Below are 18,391 nucleotides of genomic sequence, written 5' to 3'. Positions count from 1 at the left end.
AGATTTAACCTTCCGAATAAGCGATTTCTAAATTTGACAAATCTGAGTTTTTGCCGACGATAACCAGGATATCATCCTTGCCGATTAAATCATCCGCATAAGGAGCAATGTTCATCGCAGAACCTGTTTTGATAGCCATGACGTTGCATTTATGTTTTGCTCTTATATCGAGCTGCATTAAGCTTTGACCAATCATCCGACTTGGCGCTTTAATCTCAATGATACTGTAGTCTTCCGAAATCTCAATGTAGTCGAGAATGTTAGGCGATACAAGATGATGCGCGACGCGCAGGCCCATATCCCGCTCAGGGAAAATAACCTTATCGGCCCCGATTTTGTGTACGACCTTGCCATGCAGCTCGTTTTGCGCTTTGACGATCAGCGTCTTGACGCCTAAATCCTTCAGGATGAGCGTCGTCAAAATGCTGGATTGAATGTCTTGTCCAATCGCTACAACAACGACGTCAAAATTTCGTATGCCAAGCGCCCGAAGCGCATCTTCATCTGTAGAATCCGCAGAGACTGCATGCGTAACCGTATTGACAACCTCTTGGATGCGCTGTTCGTTGGAGTCGATTGCCAGCACCTCAAAGCCCATCTCGGTCAATGCTTTTGCAACGCTGGAGCCAAAGCGTCCCATTCCAATTACCGCATATTGTTTCTTCGCCATCTTTACAAAATCCTCCTTGCAGGATGATTGCTGTAGTCGTCTCATCAGTATACCATAGCTTGCTCATTCGGATGAAAGAAGGATGCATTGGACATAGTAAATAAGTAAATCCGAATGCGCAGGAGGTTATTTAGCATGGAAGTTATTGATTTGCGTCAAGCGATCGTAAGGCGTGTCCAGGAAAATTCAACACAGGAGCTCTCTGAAGTCATTGAAGATTCAATTGGCGCCGATGAGCGTACATTGCCCGGGCTCGGAGTTCTGTTCGAGATGATTTGGCAGCAATCCTCGGAGCAGGAGCATAACAAAATGGTCGACTCCCTTTACAAGCATCTTCATCATGCCGAAAATGCCAATCCGTCTCAATAACGAACAGCTGATGTATAAACGACTTGGCCTCCGACGATTGTATTCGTTACCCAAGGAAGGCCTTCATAACGATCCACAATAATAAGATCAGCTGCTTTGCCGAGCTCAATGGACCCCAGCTCGCTGCCTGCGCCTAACGCCTGCGCTGGATGCAGCGATGCCATACGTACCGCTTCCGGCAAAGCAGCAATCCCTTCATCAGCTAGCTTAAATACGGCCGCCAGCATCGAGGAAGGATGATAATCGGAGCATAAAATATCGGCAGCACCCGCACTAATCGCATCGACTGCCCTCAAGTTTTTATCATGCGAAGCTCCTCTGACGACATTCGGCGCGCCTACGCAAACCCTTAGACCACGTCCTGCAGCATGCTTAGCTGTCTCCAAATTAATTGGAAATTCACAGACTGAAACGCCATAGCCAGCCGACTCTTCAACCTTTTGAATGGAATCATCATCATGTGACGAAATGGCAATGCCGCACTGTGCAGCTAGCTTGCTAAGCTTCAGCAAATGCTCACCATTAACAAGCTGCCTTCGCTTATTCAAATCCTCAACAATGGCTTGAACCTCTTCCACACCTACACCTTGATTTTTCATGACATAACGTTCGAATGAGCCTGGCTCGCGGTACTGCCCCTGCCCTGGCGAATGGTCCATAAATGACAAGTAGTCAATCGCATTCTCCTTCAAGTAACGCTCGACAATGGGCATGCCAACCAAATGCGATACTTCGAATCGAAGATGAATCCGGTTGCGAATAATGGATCTCTTGCTTCTATAGCTGTTGATATGCTCAACCATTCCAGTGAGCAGATGCTCGCCGCGCAAGCTTAGCCCGACGCCAAGCGATAAGGAGTGGTACATCGTTGTAATACCGTGCACCGGCAGCTTCCGCTCGAACTCCAGCAATGCCATATCAAGTGGAAATAATGTATTTGGACGTGGCTGTATTTCCTTCTCGATCGCATCGCAATGAATGTCGATTAGGCCTGGCAGCACGTATTTCTGTTCCGCATCAATCAAGATATAATCAGCATGCTGTTGAATCCAACTATGAACAGCTGCATCGCCTTCCAGAATAGCATCAACTCGGCCATCAACTACCGCTACAGCAGCCTCCACAATTTGATCCGGAATTACGACCTTTCCATTCGTAACGATTATGGGCTTCAAGCCAGCACTCAAACGTTCAATCATCGATCAGGTCGTCCCCTTGCCCTATAGTCATAGGAGTAAGCTTACCATAATCCGTTCTTCTAATTCATCTTTCCAAGCTTGCCGCTGTCTACCGTATCGTGCACTATTCTCATTGTGCTTAACTTCATCATTAGGCAAAAACCTCCGTTTTTAATTGGGCTGAAACGGTTGCCCCTGCACATCGCTTTGAACAGCAAAAAAGCTGCAGGAAAGAGCTCCCGCGGCTTCGCAGCAAGACAAAAATATCGTAAATAGTTCCCTATTGTCTATTCTTCTTGTGGGATAAAGTTATAGATTTCCCCGCTCTCAAAGGAATCGATTAGACGATCCAGCCATCTATAATACTTTAATGCCTCATCAATCTTCTGGGTATCATTTTCAAGCACCTCAAGAAAAGCTTGGTCGTCCTCATATTGCTGCTTCAAAGCATCGATTTCCTTCATAGAACGCTTTAACGCGCTCATGTTCTGCTCGGCAGCCTTCCTCCATTTAATAGAGAAGAAATCGGTGAAATTTTGATGCCAGTTCGGCTCCACCTCGTACAAATCTTTTCTTGAGCCCTTGCCCCATACTTTATTTATCATCTTCAAGTCATGCAGCGTACGCATGCCCGTACTCATCGATGTCTTGCTCATGCCCATCGTCTGACTCATTTCATCAAGCGTAACCGGCTCACGATTAAAGTACATATTCCCGTATAAATGACCAATCGATAACGTGATGCCGTACAAATCCATGTTTTCTCCAATTGATTCAATTACACGGCGACGCGTATTTTGCAGCTTTGTGAGCTGCTCTTCTGATAATGCTGCAAGTTCTTTCATGTCGTTCCTCCCGAGGAGTGTCTTCCCCCTATCATTCCTACATCAGTTATTGTAATCAAATGGTTGTCCATATGTAAAGAAACCTTTTGGGTTGAAAAAGGGAGTTATCAGGAGTATACCGTATGTAAAGTACGTAAAGTTATAACTGTACAAAGTATACGAAGACTCACGCCTTTTGACCTTTACAATGATAACCATCTAAACTTATGGAAGTCGAAATATTCCACAAGGGGGCACAATATGGCGATTATAGAAGCCAAGAGGCTAACCAAGATTTTCGGAGCCGATCCGAAAAAGGCGATCCCGCTGCTGGATAAAGGATGGTCTAAAGATAAGATTTTTGCCGAAACGAAGCTCACGGTTGGGGTCAACCAAGCTAGTTTCTCGATTGAAGCAGGGCAAATATTTGTCATTATGGGCTTGTCCGGCAGCGGCAAGTCGACACTCGTGCGTCTGCTAAACCGATTAATTGAGCCGACACACGGTCAAGTACTGTTTAATGGGACAGATGTGCTTCGCATGTCTCCTGAGCAGCTGCGGCAGTTTAGAAGAAAAAATGTAGGCATGGTTTTCCAAAAGTTCGCGCTCTTTCCGCATCGCACCGTCATTCAAAATATTGAATACGGACTTGAGGTGCAGGGCATCGACAAGAAGAAACGCAGAGAAATGGCCATGAATTCACTGGAGCTTGTTGGCTTAAAGGGCTGGGAGAACAGCTATCCTGACCAATTAAGCGGCGGTATGCAGCAGCGTGTCGGACTTGCAAGAGGACTTGCTAACGATCCCGATGTTCTGCTCATGGACGAAGCGTTCAGCGCGCTCGATCCGCTTATTCGGAAGGATATGCAGGACGAACTGCTCGAGCTTCAATCCAAAATGAAAAAAACAATCGTATTCATTACGCATGACCTGAACGAGGCGCTTCGAATCGGCGATCAAATCGCTTTGATGAAGGACGGCAGCATCGTTCAAATCGGGTCGCCAGAGGAAATATTGATGCAGCCCGCCAACAAATATGTGGAGCGCTTCGTCGAGGACGTCGATCTGTCCAAAGTATTTACGGCATCGCATGTCATGGTAAAACCTGAGACGATCACGATCGAGAAGGGCCCTCGTGTAGCTTTGCAATTTATGAGAGACCGCGGTGTTTCGAGTCTCTACGTCGTAGACAAAGGCATGCAGCTTCTAGGCGTTATTACGGCTGAGGACGCAGCAAACGCAATTAAAAACGGCTTGAGGCTTGAAGAAGCAATGGAGCGCGAAGCACCTTCCGCCCACCCGGACACGCTGCTTAATGAATTGTTTGAATTAATGAGCAATTCGAAATTCCCCGTATCCATTATTGACGACAAAGGACGCCTGAAGGGCATCGTCATCAAAGGTGCAGTTCTGGCCGCATTAGCCGGAAATTCCGTATTAGAGGCTGGTGATCGCAATGAATCTGCCTAAAATTCCGCTAGCAGACTGGATCGAATGGCTCGAGTCATGGCTTGAAGCCCACTTAGATCCATTCTTCCAGCTAATCCGTACCGTCGTTGGGGAAACCGTCAACGGACTGGATACAGCGCTCAACTGGTTTCCAGCGTTAGTCCTTATTATTATATTCACTCTTGTAGCTTGGTATATTGGCAAATGGAAGATGGCATTATTTACACTTGTTGGTCTGCTCATTATCGAAAATCTCGGCTTATGGAGCCAAACGATGCAGACGCTTGCGCTCGTTTTGACAGCCGCCTTCATATCGGTTTTGATCGGCGTTCCAGTAGGCATACTGTGCGCCCGCAACGCCACCATTCAAAAAATAGTTACACCGGTGCTCGATTTCATGCAGACGATGCCAGCCTTTGTTTACTTGCTGCCTGCCGTCACCTTCTTCTCACTTGGGGTCGTTCCTGGCGTCATCTCATCGATTATTTTCGCGATACCGCCAACGATTCGGTTAACGAATCTCGGCATTCGCCAGGTGCCGGAAGAATTAGTGGAAGCTGCCGATGCCTTTGGCTCAACGCCAACGCAGAAGCTGTTCAAGCTTCAGCTTCCCATCGCTATGCCGACCATTATGGCTGGGATCAATCAGACTATTATGCTTTCGCTCTCGATGGTTGTCATCGCCTCCATGATTGGGGCACAAGGCGTTGGTGCTTACGTCTATCGCGCCGTTACGCAGGGTAATACCGGTGTAGGCTTCGAGGCCGGTCTTGCCATCGTTATATTAGCGATCATTTTGGATCGCTTGACGCAGCAGGTTATTCGCAAAAGCAAAACGACCTAGATTTGAACAATAAAACACGCAGCAAAAGTGCGCGTTTACGTATTCGCAGCCCGCTTGCTGCGCAAACCTTAAGGAGTGATTTTTTGAAAGTCAAAAAAATGAGTATAATTGCAGCAGCTGTAATGGCATTTGCATTGGTAGCAGGGTGTTCCGCTTCAAGCGGAAACAGCAACAAAAAAGTGACGCTAGCCTATGTCGCTTGGGATTCTGAAATTGCAAGCACTTATGTCGTTAAAGAAGTACTTGAGCAAAAGCTTAGCTACGAAGTTGAGCTTATGCAGGTAGATGCAGGTCCAATGTGGGCCGGTATCTCCGATGGCAGCGCGGATGCGATGGTAGCAGCTTGGCTGCCAACGACGCATGCTTCTTACGTTTCGAAATATAACGGCAAGTATGAGGATCTTGGACCGAACCTGGAAGGAACCAAAATCGGTCTCGTCGTTCCGCAATATATGGATGTCAACAGCATCGAAGAGCTTACTGATGTAGTTGGCGAAACGGTAGACCATACCATTATCGGCATTGAACCGGGTGCTGGTCTCATGATGTCGACTGAGAAAGTAATGGATGAATATAAGCTGCGGGATAAATGGAAGCTGCTCGAAAGCTCCTCCGCGGCGATGACGCAGCAGCTTGAGAAAGCGTATGAGAACAAGGAGCCGATCGTGGTTACAGGCTGGACGCCGCATTGGAAGTTCGCCAAGATGGACCTGAAATATTTGGCGGATCCTAAAAATGTATACGGCGGAGACGAGCAAATTCATACGATTGCGCGTAAAGGCCTTAAGGATGATCAGCCGGAGGCATTTGCTTTCCTTGATCAATTCAACTGGACGCCAGACGATATGGCAGCTGTCATGATTAAAATTCAAGAAGGCGAAACGCCTGAAGCAGCAGCCAAAGCATGGGTTGAGCAAAATGCGGATAAAGTAGAGGCTTGGATAAAAGCATAATGATTTAATCGAAAAGCAGAGCGGAGCGGACCCCGCTCTGCTTTTTTTACTGAGCTAACTTACGTCTATTTTCTAGACTTATTTTCGCAGATTGGGTTCACTGGATAAAAATAGATCTACTTTATAGATTTAATCCCTACTCTTATGACCTTAAAAAGATAAGGCTGACTCGAATGGTCAATATAGACCCTCCAAGCCAGCCCCCTAAAATCGTTTAATCTAAACAATACGGCTGCAAGCCAAGCGGCAGCTGCGCCGGACGCTCACAGGTGCTCTTCATCACATAATGTACGCCTTGCTCCGAAGCGTCATGGAAGCCGTGCATCGCTTCAAGCACATGATAGGCTAGATCGCCGTTCGCGCGGTGCTTGCGGCCGGTTTGGATCGCTTTGGCCATATCGGCTGCGCCAACGCCGCGAGCATTTTCTGTAAAGCCATATGCAAGCGGAATATCCGACCATTCGTTCGAGCCTGCCCGCCAAATTTTGATTTGGCCGCCGAAGCCGTTCGGGTCTGGAACAAGCAGCGTGCCTGCACTGCCGTATACTTCGATACGAGGCAGCGTGGAGCCGCCCTTCACGTCAAAGCTTGTCAGCAGCGTTCCGATCGGGCCGGATGCAAAATCCATCACGCCTGCGATATGGGTCGGCACTTCTACTTTTACCTGCTGCCCGTATTTCGGCTTGCTTGTTATCGTTCTCTCCGGATAGGAGATGCGTGCCGATCCGGTAACGCGAGTAATTGGCCCAAGCAGCGCAACTAGCGCGGTTAAGTAATAAGGACCCATATCAAACATCGGGCCGCCGCCCTTCTGGTAATAGAACTCTGGGGCTGGATGCCAGGTTTCATGTCCTCCGCCGACCATGAACGCTGTTGCGCCGATTGGCGTGCCAATCCAGCCATCCTCCAGCAGCTTAATGCTCGTCTGAATGCCGCCGCCAAGGAACGTATCCGGAGCGCTTCCGACATAAAGCCCTTTTCTTGCTGCAAGCTCCAATACCTGCTGCGCTTCCTCGCGGGTTACGGCAAATGGCTTCTCTACATAGACATGCTTGCCTGCCTCTAGTGCCTGCAAGCAAACTGATGCATGCGCCTGCGGAATGGTCAGATTAATGATCATTTGAATATCCGGATCAGCGAGAAGCTCCTCCACCGAACAGCCGCGAACGCCAAACTCCTCGCCTTTTGCTCTAGCACGTTCAACATCCAAATCCGCGCAGGCGACTACTTGAAGCGCATCAAAGCGATTGCCATTTTCAAAATAAATGCCGCTTATATTACCCGTTCCAATAATACCTGCTTTAATTTTGTCCATTTTCGCCCATCCCTCGTCCCATATCCTATTCATTTTATAATTGCGTATTAGAGCTGATTATCTGCCATTCCGCTATAAGCTGAAGCTTTAGTACCGGCCTCTATCGCTCTAGCCTTTCCTTCTGCACACCATAGGAAGCCGCGTCGCATAAGCTCCTTAACCGTTGGAATATCCATAATATTGGCTTGATGGCCAAGCGAGTTATAATAAACACGTCCTACTCCCCAGCGCTTCGTCCATACAACAGGTATATCCACCGCTTTATTAAGCGAATGAGGTCCCGGCGTCAGCGGAAAACGTGTAGTCGCTAGCACTTCAACCGCAGGATCCACATGCAAATAATATTGCTCGGAGCTTACAACAAAATCTTCAATGCCTTCTGTAAGCGAACTTGAAGAGTTATTTATATTTACCGTATATTCAACACCGTCATTGCCCGGATGTGCAACCCATTGGCCTCCGGTCATAAATTGCCAGTCCACATTTTCACGGAACGCATCGCACATGCCGCCATGGCAGCCAGCGAGGCCTACGCCGCTTTGAACGGCTGCAGATACATTATCAACCAGCTTCTGCTCTATGTGTGCCATCGTCCACACCGGCACGATTAGATCAAGCCCAAGCAGCTTCTCCGCGTCCGCAAACGCCTCAAGCGTATCAGACACTTCTACTTCAAAGTCTTCCGCAGCGAGCACCTCGCGGAATATTTCAGCTACTTCCTTAGGCTGATGTCCATCCCAGCCGCCCCACACGATCAAAACTTTTTTCATTCATGCTCCCTGCCTCTCCCTAGCTCATCTCGATTTATTCATAGCTTTATTTATGATAATTCGCTTATAGCAACCCAGCGGCGCTCTGCAATGGAGCGATCTACCGCCTCAAGCACCTCTTGGCATTTCACGCCGTCTACAAAGTTAGGCACCGGCTGGCGATCCTCGGCGAACGCTTGCATCAGCTCATGCACTTCGTGCGTGAACGTATGCTCGTAACCGATCGTATGCCCCGCTGGCCACCAAGCATCCATGTAGGCATGAGCTGGATCAGTGGCCAGCACGCGGCGGAAGCCTTGAACATCCTCGGCATCATCGGCAAAATAAACCTGAAGCTCATTCATCCGCTCAAAATCAAACTTGATGCTTCCTTTGCTGCCGTTAATTTCAAACGCGTTCGTACAGCGATGGCCGGCTGCGAAGCGAGTAGCCTCGAAGCTGCCTAGCGCCCCATTCGCAAAACGTGTCATGAATAATGTCGCATCATCAACCGTCACCTGGCCTCGAGGACCATCCCCGCTCCCTTTGGCGCTAAGTCCCGTCATCGCAGAAGCGATCGGCCGCTCCTTGATGAACGTCTCATTCATTCCAATTACCTCGTTGAACTCGCCAACAAGGAAGCGCGCCATATCAATCAAATGCGCACCTAAGTCGCCATGGGAGCCTGAGCCTGCAATTTCCTTCTGAAGGCGCCACACGAGCGGGAAGCTCGGGTCAATGATCCAATCCTGAAGGAACACGGCGCGGAAATGGTAGATTTCGCCGATGCGGCCATCCGATACCAGCTTCTTCGCCAGCTGAATGGCAGGTGCGAAGCGGTAGTTGAAGCCAACCATATGCTTCACGCCAGCCTTCTCCGCCGCTTCAAGCATCTCCCGCGAATCCTCAAGCGTCAGCGCCAGCGGCTTCTCGCAGAACAAATGCTTGCCAGCAGCTGCCGCAGCTAGCGCGATTGCCTTATGCGCGTCGATTGGCGCATTAATATCGATCAAATCGATGTCATCGCGCTTAACGAGCTCCTTCCAATCGGTTTCCGAGCTTTCCCAGCCAAACTGTGCCCGTGCTTGCTCCAGTCCTTCTGGATCACGACCGCAAATCGCCGTCATCTCCGGTTTAATCGAGTTTGGAAAAAACATCGAAAGCGCGCGATAAGCATTGCTGTGCGCCTTTCCCATAAATTTATAGCCGACCATGCCTACTCTTACTTTATCCATTGAAACCCGCCTCCCGTATGCGTAAACGGCTAACTCTGCCAGCTGGCGTCAAGCTAGCGTTCCACGATAGAAATATCGTTCAGCCGCGCAGCTCATTCTTCATTATTTTTGATGTGAGAGGTTTCCCTTTGAACCAAGCTGACAGACAGCACATCATGTCCCGGTTCCGCTTCTTCCCTATTTTGCTCCGGATCAAGCAGCCTTGTAGCTGCGAGCTTGCCCATTTCATAAAAAGGAACGGCAACCGTTGACAGACGCGGACTAATGATTCGCGAACCGTCTGAATCATCATACCCGATTAGCGCGTAATGCCTGCCTGCCTCAAGCTCCAGCTCCCGCAAGCCCTGCATAAGCCCAATCGCCATCCGGTCATTTGCTCCAAATACCGCATCGATGCTGCCGGAACGAATCTGCTTCGCTAGCTGCCCTGCAAGCTCATAGCCGCTCTTGCGGCTGTAATTGCCCACGTAGACACGCTCCGGCTTATACACTATGCCTGCTTCCTCCAATGCTTCCTTATAGCCATTCAGCCTATCAGCACTATTGGAATACTGCTTCGGGCCGTTTACGAACGCAATGCTGCGGCTGCCCTGCTCGATCAAATGCTTCACGGCTGCTTTACTGCCAGCTATATGATCGGCATCAACGGTTCTGTACGACTCCTCGTCGTACCGCTGATTCACAAGACAGAAGGGAAAGCCTCCTGCCTTCAGCTCCGCCAGCGCCGCTCGTTCTTCAGGCACGTCTTGGGAGCCCAGCACGATACAGGCATCGATTTTTTGCGTCCGAAAAAGCTTTGCGTAATCCCTTGCTCCATCAGGCTCCCGGAAAATCAGCAGCAGATCATAGCCGCAGCGCTTTGCCGTCTCGCCGATTCCGCTTAAAATTTCCGAGAAATAGTAAGTGGAGAACAAGTGAACCTTCGGCACAAACGGAAGCACAACGCCGATATTCCCGCTCTTTCTCCGGGCAAATTGCTGCGCGAGCGCATTCGGAACGTATCCGAGCTCAGCAGCTGCCTGCAGCACCCGCTCGCGCGTATCCTCTTTCATCGGGCCAACATTGTTCAACACTCTAGATACAGTCGCCTCTGAGACGCCTGCCAGCTTCGCTACTTCTTTCCTGCTAATAATCGTTTCCTCCTGAAAAGCCAATATGCCAAGATTCGTTTTAATTAATGTACACGCGTACATTATGGCATGAAAACGTTTCATCGTCAATAAACTTATTGATCGTTTTTTCCAGACGCATACAAACAAATAAAAAAACGATCCAGAACACTTGAAGCCGCGCTCGGGATCGATTTGTTATCACATGCTATCGCTGATAAGTTAAATTACCGCTTAGCAATTTCATTAATCCACTCGAAAACGGCTGCTAAAGCATTCGCTTCCTCACTCATGTTCATTCTGTCGATAAACGCCTTGCGATTGTCGTACAGACGTTCAACGCTCTCCGTCAACGTGCTCGCTGACAGCTTCTCTTCATACAAAACGTCGGCATAACCTGATTTCTCAAACGATTGCGCATTCAAGATTTGGTCGCCCCTGCTTTGTTCCTTCGTGAGAGGGATGAGCAGCATCGGCTTCTTTAGCGACAGGAATTCAAAGATGGAGTTGGAGCCTGCACGGGAAATGACAAGATCCGTCATCGCGAGCACATCCGGCAATTGCTCATTCACATATTCGAATTGCTTGTAGCCGGGCATATCGAGCGAAGGATCAACTTGATTTTTGCCGCATAAATGCACGATTTGGAATTGCTTCGTAAGCGCGGTTAACGCCTGCCTTACGGCTTGATTGATTTTACGCGCGCCCAAACTTCCGCCCATGATCAGAATAACCGGCTTGCTCCTCGTAAATTCGCAGAAAGCTCTGCCGCGATCGGCATTGCCCTGCTTCACTTCCTCGCGTATGACCGCTCCTACATGCCGGCTCTTGTCTGCCTTCAGCATGCCTCCCGTCTCGGGAAAGGTCGTGCACACGCCAGTTGCGAACGGAATTGACAGCCGATTGGCGAGCCCTGGCGTTAAATCCGATTCATGAATAAGCAGCGGAACCTTATTTAACCATGCGCCAATAACGACCGGAACGGATACAAAGCCGCCTTTGGAGAAAATGACATTCGGTTTATTTCTCTTAATGATGCGATAAGCCTGATAAAGACCTTTTATCACTTTAAAAGGGTCCTTGACGTTCTGAATGTCCATGTACCTTCTCAGCTTGCCGGTCGATATCGGAAAATATTTGACCTGCGGAATCGTAGCGATAAGCTGCCGCTCAATACCGTTTTCCGAACCTATATATTGGACTGACCAGCCCTCTTCCAAAAATCGCGGGATCAAGGCCAAATTAACGGTAACGTGTCCGGCTGAGCCTCCCCCGGTGAACATGATTGTTTTCATCAATGACTAGCCACCTAACATTTTTTATCCATTTATTATACGGGTAAAGATTTGTTTTAGCACTGAAAATCATGCCTTTGGATACAAAAGCATCCCCAGCTGCAAGCGCTGCTGCGCAATTGGCTGAGGATGCGTTCTTCTTGCCTATATCCCTATCCTTAAGGCGCGGTTTCCAGAAACTTTGATGTCGGGTTTTTGTCAATTGCCGTACGCATCGCATATTCGTTCTCGAACAAGACGACATAATTGCCCTTCTTGTCCTTCACGAGCGTCGTGTTGATACGGAATTTGCTTGGGTCGATGTTATCGTCGACGATCCAACGCGCGAATTGGAACTGCATGCGATGCAGCTGAATATCTACGCCGTACTCCGCCTTCATCCGATGCTCGAACACCTCGAATTGCAAATGACCGACAACGCCGAGAATCGTCTCGTCGAAGTTGCCCGTGGAATGAAACACCTGAATAGTGCCTTCCTCTGTAAGCTGATCGATGCCCTTCTGGTATTGCTTATGTTTCAGTGCGTTTTTGACGGTCACTTTAGCGAAAATTTCCGGCGAGAACGTTGGCAGCTCATCGAACACGACCTCTCCGCCCTGCGACAAGGAATCGCCGATACGGAAAATGCCTGGATCAAACAATCCGATAATGTCCCCTGGATAAGCAGTATCGACAATGTCGCGATCCTGTGCTAGAAACTGCTGCGGCTGCGCCAGCTTGATATCTTTGCCGTTGCGAACATGACGAACGCTCATGCCTCTCTCGAATTTGCCGGAGCAAATACGGAGGAAAGCAATACGGTCGCGATGCGCCGGGTTCATATTGGCTTGAATTTTGAACACATAACCGGTGAATTTCTCATCTGTCGGTTCAACTTGGCCCGTCGTGCTATTCCGCGAAGTCGGCTTAGGAGCAAGCTGCAGGAAGTTCTCAAGGAACGTCTGCACGCCGAAGTTGTTAACCGCGCTTCCGAAGAAGAGAGGCGTCAGCTCGCCGGCTTGCACCTTCTCGAAGTCGAATTGGTCGCCAGCGACGTCAAGCAGCTCAAGATCTCCAATAAGCTGATCGGTCAAATAATCGCCAGCCATCTCACGGATCACTGGATCGTTATAATCGCTCACAGGACGAACTTCTATCGTTGAATGGTCATTTCCTTGGAACAGCTCAACCTGCGTTTTCATTCGGTCATAAACGCCGCAAAGCTCGCGCCCCATGCCGATCGGCCAGTTCATGGGCACTGCGCGAATGCCAAGCACCCGCTCCAGCTCTTCCATTAATTCAAATGGACTTTGCCCTTCGCGGTCCAGCTTGTTGATGAATGTAAAGATAGGAATGCCCCGCTTGCGGCAAACCTGGAACAGCTTGATCGTCTGTGCCTCCACACCTTTTGCAACGTCGATAAGCATGACGGCGCTGTCGGCTGCGGTAAGCGTACGGTAAGTGTCCTCACTGAAATCTTGGTGACCAGGCGTATCGAGAATGTTGACGCGGTGTCCCAAATAATCGAACTGCATAACGCTGGACGTTACCGAGATTCCCCGCTGCTTCTCAATTTCCATCCAGTCGGATGTAGCGTGACGGCTCGCTTTGCGCGCCTTGACTGACCCTGCAAGCCGAATGGCTCCTCCGAATAGGAGGAGCTTCTCAGTGAGGGTTGTTTTCCCTGCATCAGGGTGAGATATAATCGCGAACGTGCGGCGTTTATCTACTTCCTGTTTAATTTCTTGGATTAACGATTGGCTCATGCTTGCCTTCCCTTCATTACGCAAGGTATACGGCAGCGGTTATTTTCCGCTGTTCGACACCCAAATGACGTTATCTTCCTCTTGACCGTTAACCGGCCACCAATGAAAGCCATCTTCTCCGAGCAGCTGATTCGCTGCGTCTGGACCCCAAGATCCAGCTGGATATAGCTTCAAATCACTTTTTTCTTCGCGCCAAGCCTGAGCGATACGATCCACGAAAGCCCATGCTTGAGAAACCTCGTCCCAACGCGTAAAGTAGGTCGAATCGCCGCGTGCTGCATCATGAATGAGACGCTCGTACGCTTCCGGCGTATTCAAGCCGATTTGGCAGCTTTGGCAAAACTCCATCGCTACCGGCTGTACCGAATTGTTCTCGCCCGGCGTTTTTGCGTTTACTTTAATATATATGCCCTCAATCGGGTTTACGCGAATGACGAGCAAGTTCGGCGCCAAATCATGACGCTCAGCGAACAATACATTTTGCGGCATCGATTTGAATTCGATTACGATTTCAGTCGTTTTTACCGGTAGACGCTTGCCCGTTCTAATGTAGAAAGGCACGCCCGCCCAGCGGAAGTTATCGACAAATACTTTTGCAGCAAAATAGGTTTCCGTCGCGGAGTCCTCGCCAACTGAATCCTCTTGGCGATAGCCGGGAAGCTCCTTGCCGTGATGGCTGCCTTCGCTGTATTGACCGCGCACAACGTTTGAGCGCACTTCTTCACTCGAGCGGTAGTTGCGCAGCGAGCGAAGCACCTTAACCTTCTCATCGCGAATATCTTCGCCGTGCAGACGGCTTGGCGGCTCCATGGCAATCATCGTAAGCATTTGCAGCATGTGGTTTTGGCCCATGTCGCGAAGTGCTCCTGATTTGTCATAATAGCCGCCGCGATCCTCTACGCCAACGGTTTCGGATAACGTAATTTGAACGTTTGCAATATGTTTATTATTCCACAACGGCTCAAAAAATGCATTAGCAAAACGAATAACTTGAATATTTTGAACCATTTCCTTACCCAGGTAGTGGTCAATGCGATAAATCTCTTCTTCTTTAAACACTTGGTTAATTTGCTCGTTCAGCTTCTGAGCAGACGGCAAATCGTAGCCGAAAGGCTTCTCGATAACGACGCGATGCCAGCCGCTCGACTCCAGCAAGCCGCCGTCACGAAGGTTGAAGGAAACCGGGCCAAATAGCGATGGTGCAAGGGCCAAATAGAATAGGCGATTGCCTGGGATGTTAAACTTCACATCCAGCTGCGCGGACAATTTGCTAAGCTCGCGGAAGCCTTCCACATCGTTGATATCAAGTGACATGTATACGAAATGCTCTGCAAAACGATTCCATAGCTCAGCATCGTCCGCTTTGTAACGACAAAATTCTACGATGGATTCATACAAGTCCGCACGGAATTGCTCATTTGTCCGCGGGCGTCTCGCAAGACCCACCACGGCAAAGTTTTCGGATAGCTTACCTTCTTTATATAAACTGAACAGGGCTGGAAACAGCTTGCGCCGAGCCAAATCGCCCGTTGCTCCGAACAGATAATAAACTGCGCCTTCTGCGGAGACGGAATCTAGATTATTCGTATATGTCATTTGCCTCATTCTTTCCCTATGTATTTTTTACAGTTTCACATGATATGTAGTTTAGCATATAGTTCTTTAATTCGCTATTCAACATGTCATAAAAAATACTGATAAGATACGTTACTTATTCTAATTCGGATCGCATAACTATGGGCTTTCTGCCTTGAAAACGCTGTATTCTCCTGTAATGACAGGTATTCCGATCGTCAATTCCGTATTTTCGGAATTTGAATCCTTGTGCAAAGCGATTTGAAAATTCGCAGATTTCCCGTTTTCGACAGCAATTGCAGAGCGAAGCATGCGGGTATAAAAGGTTTCGCTGATCGTTCCCCCGTCCTCATAGCGGTCTATCGATTTAGCGTCTGTTAGCCTCGTTATCCGCTGGATCGTCTGCTCATGCAACGCATGCCCTTGAACCTTCATACTGCCAGTAAATGCAGGAGAGAGAAGCGCTAGCTGCTCTGAAATACCCGCTGTCGCTTGAAACAGCGATTGTTGCTCCATCGGTTGAGCACCGCTTGTTTCAAGCATTACCATAAGCTCCTCGCTGCGGCTGTCAGCCTTGACGAGACTAATTGATAGTTTTCCGTCGAATGCTGGGAAGGCTCCTGTGAACGTTTTTCCTTCATTATGCTCAACTCTATTGCTCGCATTCCCTTTCTCATCTACAAAAAGCTTCTCTACAAGCTCCATCATCGATCCAGTTTTACCCGTCACATTCCATCTGATGCTCCATCGCGCTCCCTCTGAGCCGCTAATAAGCTGAGCGTCGCTCCACTCCCAAAGCGACTGCAAATCATGCTGAAGCATCTGTTCCGCAGAGGTTTTCTCCCTTGGCGCCCGATCCGCTTGCCATATCGCCCATGACGCGCTTACTAATAGGACGAGCAGAGCAAGCATGATGCCAAGCTTCGTTTGCTTAGCACGCTGCTTTGCTGATAGCCGATGCTTTTGGGTTGTCGGTTTTTCCGGAATATACATGATTTTTTCGCTCCTGTCTTCTTCCGAATGGGTAAACATCCATACACGATAGCCTGTAGGTGAATACACTGGTTGCAGGATTGATCTTCGTACTTTACTGGAGGTGTTCAAGCGAATGGAACGTATTTTCCCTTTGAATGAGGAAGTCGTTAATCAGTTTTGCGGATATCCGGTTTGCGTGGTTATGAATGACGGCACGCGTCATGTAGGTATACTTAGCTCCTGTGGGGGCGGTAAAGTGCAGCTTAACGCAGATGCAGGCGGCACAGAAGCGAGCGTAACACAAACGCAGCCGCAGGTTTCAAAAAAGAAAAAAGGCGTTAAAGGTAAAACAGAAGGCGCTCACAAATCATCAGGACAGTCCGCCGTGCAGACGCAATCCTATCCTTATGATCCCTATTACTACGGACCGCAGCCTTACTTTCCTTGGGGCGGAGCGCTAGCTCTCGACTTTGCGCTAATCGCTTTCTTATTTTTATTGCTTTAAGGCTGGCGAAGCGGCGAGCTAGGCGCAGAGCAGCCGCTTTTTTGTTTATTTAATGCGATCGCTGACAGCTTTCGCCAGTCTTTTTGACAACGGTATAGTATGCTCTCGCTGTACTCATCCTTAAAGCTGGAAAGGAGTTCAATTATGGGCACATACATACGCTCCACTCGGAGCATTGAAAGAATAAATGCGCACACGCCGGTACAAGCCTTAAGTCCTTACGGTTATTACCCCTATCGCGATGGCGAACCGCAGCAGCCTCCCGAGCAGGAATATGATTGGCAGCGCATCTATAAGAGCGCCGCAAACAGCGCCGCTGACTGGTTGCAATTGACTAAGCAAGCCCGAAACAGCATCGAACAACTAACCTTGCAGGTTAGCAGCCAGTTGAATAACGGCAGCCCCATTGCGGATAGCCTTAGCAGCCTTGCGAAAATAGTCCATCATTTGGAATCGCAATACAAGCGGCATGCCAACCATTTAAGATCCGAGCTTTGGGCTAGCATCGAAATAGCCTTGCGCACCCCCGCAGCTAGGGAGCTTGGCCTATGGAACAATTCGCTCGAGGCCGATGATGCTTATTTAGCGTGGCAGAAGCCACTCGCTGATGAGGAGTCCAAGCGAATGAAGCAGCTATTGCTTGGATCGGATGGGTTGCTTAGCGGCTTGAAGCATGCGCTCACTTACGCTGAGCAGCAGAAGCCCATCGATCTTCTTCAGCCGCAATTAGGCGCCACCCTGCCGTATGCAGCTTATTACGGGTCTATGCAATCCTACTGGCCGCTTCCCTATGTCGGATTGATTTTAAATCGTTATTTATAATTTCTGGTTAATATATAGGTTACAGCAGCAGCCGTCGGATTTCTTGTTGCGTGATTGCTGCGTTAGAGTAACATTCGGCCCACTCGCATGTATATCCTGCCAAATAAAATGATATTTACCATTTTGCAATAAATAATCTTGCTTTATGGTATGAGAATAACATCAATCATCTCACCCGCTTCAGCTCCCTTTGAGCCAGAGGGGATGACTGCCAATCCTTCGGCATCCGCAATGGAGGCCATCATGCTCGATTTGGAGAAGGCTAGCGGATCTGCAAGCAATCGACCATCCGAATGGTTGATCAGCCGAGTGCGAACAAAGCGTTCATGCGGACTAGGCTTGTCTACCGCAGTTAGCAGCTGTGCCCTCACTCGTCTTGGCAGTGCCTCCTTAACGCCTTGCATTTGCAGCATCGCTGGCCGAACGAATAACTCAAACCCCACAAAGCAAGCTCCCGGATTGCCTGATAAAGCAAAAAGCAGCTTCCCGCCAACGACAGCAGCAGATGTTGGACTGCCCGGTCTCATCGCTACTCGGTCAAATAAGATTTCATTTAGTGTTTCGTTTGGTATTTCGTATGGCGTTCCGTTAGAAGTTCCGTTTGGCAGTTCGTAAGTCGTTTCATTTGGCCTTTCGTTTGATGTTCCGTTTGGCGTTTCGTTTGGCGTTTCGTTTGGCGTTTCGTTTGATGTTACGTTTGATGTTACGTTTGGCGTTTCGTTTGATGTTACGTTTGGCGTTTCGTTTGACGATCCGCTTGGCATTTCGTATGGTGTTCC

General features: G+C 49.0%; 18 protein-coding genes and 1 pseudogene. 6 read left to right on the top strand and 13 right to left on the bottom strand.

The genetic code is table 11. The annotated features are described in order from the left end of the window. Positions 1 to 4 precede the first annotated feature (4 nt). Positions 5 to 715, bottom strand: a complete 711-nt coding sequence (locus AC2TDN_RS06905) for a potassium channel family protein (protein WP_482067361.1) — start codon at positions 713 to 715, stop codon at positions 5 to 7. A 90-nt stretch (positions 716 to 805) separates the two neighbouring features. Between AC2TDN_RS06905 and sspI the strand changes: the two genes are divergently transcribed. Next, the gene (sspI, locus tag AC2TDN_RS06900; RefSeq protein ID WP_482067362.1) at positions 806 to 1,039 is read left to right on the top strand and encodes a small acid-soluble spore protein SspI; all 234 of its coding nucleotides are present in this window, start codon (positions 806 to 808) and stop codon (positions 1,037 to 1,039) included. Here sspI and AC2TDN_RS06895 read toward each other — a convergent pair. Beyond that, the gene (locus tag AC2TDN_RS06895) at positions 1,033 to 2,238 is read right to left on the bottom strand and encodes an alpha-D-ribose 1-methylphosphonate 5-triphosphate diphosphatase (RefSeq protein WP_484687409.1); all 1,206 of its coding nucleotides are present in this window, start codon (positions 2,236 to 2,238) and stop codon (positions 1,033 to 1,035) included. The genes sspI and AC2TDN_RS06895 overlap by 7 nt on opposite strands. Before the next feature lie 266 nt (positions 2,239 to 2,504). Further along, complete coding sequence (locus AC2TDN_RS06890; RefSeq protein ID WP_482067364.1) at positions 2,505 to 3,062, bottom strand: GbsR/MarR family transcriptional regulator; 558 nt, start codon at positions 3,060 to 3,062, stop codon at positions 2,505 to 2,507. A 240-nt stretch (positions 3,063 to 3,302) separates the two neighbouring features. On the opposite strand from AC2TDN_RS06890, the gene AC2TDN_RS06885 reads away from it, so the two are divergent. From AC2TDN_RS06885 to AC2TDN_RS06875, 3 genes are all read left to right on the top strand, one after another. Beyond that, entirely contained in the window at positions 3,303 to 4,511 is a 1,209-nt protein-coding gene (locus AC2TDN_RS06885; RefSeq protein ID WP_484687408.1) for a quaternary amine ABC transporter ATP-binding protein, read from the top strand. Then, a complete protein-coding gene (locus tag AC2TDN_RS06880) occupies positions 4,498 to 5,334 on the top strand; it encodes an ABC transporter permease (RefSeq protein ID WP_482067366.1) in 837 nt (278 codons plus the stop codon). The genes AC2TDN_RS06885 and AC2TDN_RS06880 overlap by 14 nt, the downstream gene beginning before the upstream one ends. 83 nt (positions 5,335 to 5,417) lie before the next feature. Next, entirely contained in the window at positions 5,418 to 6,287 is an 870-nt protein-coding gene (locus tag AC2TDN_RS06875) for a glycine betaine ABC transporter substrate-binding protein (RefSeq protein ID WP_482067367.1), read from the top strand. Positions 6,288 to 6,501: 214 nt separating this feature from the next. On the opposite strand, the gene AC2TDN_RS06870 is transcribed toward AC2TDN_RS06875, so the two are convergent. The 8 genes from AC2TDN_RS06870 to AC2TDN_RS06835 all read right to left on the bottom strand — a co-directional run bounded on the left by AC2TDN_RS06870 (position 6,502) and on the right by AC2TDN_RS06835 (position 16,303). After that, the gene (locus tag AC2TDN_RS06870; protein WP_484687407.1) at positions 6,502 to 7,602 is read right to left on the bottom strand and encodes a Gfo/Idh/MocA family protein; all 1,101 of its coding nucleotides are present in this window, start codon (positions 7,600 to 7,602) and stop codon (positions 6,502 to 6,504) included. A 47-nt stretch (positions 7,603 to 7,649) separates the two neighbouring features. Further along, a complete protein-coding gene (locus AC2TDN_RS06865) occupies positions 7,650 to 8,372 on the bottom strand; it encodes a ThuA domain-containing protein (protein WP_484687406.1) in 723 nt (240 codons plus the stop codon). 50 nt (positions 8,373 to 8,422) lie between these two features. Continuing rightward, a complete protein-coding gene (locus tag AC2TDN_RS06860; RefSeq protein ID WP_484687405.1) occupies positions 8,423 to 9,586 on the bottom strand; it encodes a Gfo/Idh/MocA family protein in 1,164 nt (387 codons plus the stop codon). A gap of 92 nt (positions 9,587 to 9,678) precedes the next feature. Further along, positions 9,679 to 10,779, bottom strand: coding sequence for a LacI family DNA-binding transcriptional regulator (locus AC2TDN_RS06855; protein ID WP_484687578.1), 1,101 nt, complete (start codon positions 10,777 to 10,779; stop codon positions 9,679 to 9,681). Between the two features lie 143 nt (positions 10,780 to 10,922). Beyond that, positions 10,923 to 11,990 carry an undecaprenyldiphospho-muramoylpentapeptide beta-N-acetylglucosaminyltransferase gene (locus tag AC2TDN_RS06850; RefSeq protein ID WP_482067371.1) on the bottom strand — a complete coding sequence of 356 codons (1,068 nt, stop codon included), beginning with the start codon at positions 11,988 to 11,990 and terminating at the stop codon, positions 10,923 to 10,925. A gap of 158 nt (positions 11,991 to 12,148) precedes the next feature. After that, on the bottom strand, positions 12,149 to 13,735 hold the full coding sequence (locus AC2TDN_RS06845) for a peptide chain release factor 3 (RefSeq protein ID WP_484687404.1): 1,587 nt from the start codon (positions 13,733 to 13,735) through the stop codon (positions 12,149 to 12,151). A gap of 39 nt (positions 13,736 to 13,774) precedes the next feature. Continuing rightward, positions 13,775 to 15,331, bottom strand: coding sequence for a glucose-6-phosphate dehydrogenase (zwf, locus tag AC2TDN_RS06840; protein WP_482067373.1), 1,557 nt, complete (start codon positions 15,329 to 15,331; stop codon positions 13,775 to 13,777). Positions 15,332 to 15,469: 138 nt separating this feature from the next. After that, positions 15,470 to 16,303 carry a YwmB family TATA-box binding protein gene (locus tag AC2TDN_RS06835; RefSeq protein WP_484687403.1) on the bottom strand — a complete coding sequence of 278 codons (834 nt, stop codon included), beginning with the start codon at positions 16,301 to 16,303 and terminating at the stop codon, positions 15,470 to 15,472. 115 nt (positions 16,304 to 16,418) lie between these two features. Here AC2TDN_RS06835 and AC2TDN_RS06830 point away from each other — a divergent pair, with 115 nt between their 5' ends. Together AC2TDN_RS06830 and AC2TDN_RS06825 are read left to right on the top strand one after the other, a co-directional pair. Beyond that, entirely contained in the window at positions 16,419 to 16,790 is a 372-nt protein-coding gene (locus tag AC2TDN_RS06830) for a hypothetical protein (RefSeq protein ID WP_482067375.1), read from the top strand. 144 nt (positions 16,791 to 16,934) lie between these two features. Next, positions 16,935 to 17,612 (top strand): hypothetical protein, encoded by a 678-nt coding sequence (locus AC2TDN_RS06825; protein WP_484687402.1) that lies wholly within the window; start codon positions 16,935 to 16,937, stop codon positions 17,610 to 17,612. Between the two features lie 143 nt (positions 17,613 to 17,755). On the opposite strand, the gene AC2TDN_RS06820 is transcribed toward AC2TDN_RS06825, so the two are convergent. Together AC2TDN_RS06820 and AC2TDN_RS06815 are read right to left on the bottom strand one after the other, a co-directional pair. Next, the gene (locus AC2TDN_RS06820) at positions 17,756 to 18,016 is read right to left on the bottom strand and encodes a hypothetical protein (RefSeq protein WP_484687577.1); all 261 of its coding nucleotides are present in this window, start codon (positions 18,014 to 18,016) and stop codon (positions 17,756 to 17,758) included. Then, a pseudogene (locus AC2TDN_RS06815) lies at positions 18,008 to 18,163 on the bottom strand (molybdopterin-binding protein); the annotation flags it as partial. The pseudogene AC2TDN_RS06815 and the gene AC2TDN_RS06820, both read right to left, overlap by 9 nt. Positions 18,164 to 18,391: the final 228 nt, after the last annotated feature.

This window comes from Paenibacillus sp. Y660, from assembly GCF_057221575.1.
Note: the sequence above shows the minus strand (reverse complement) of the source record. Positions and strands in the feature narration are given on the sequence as shown.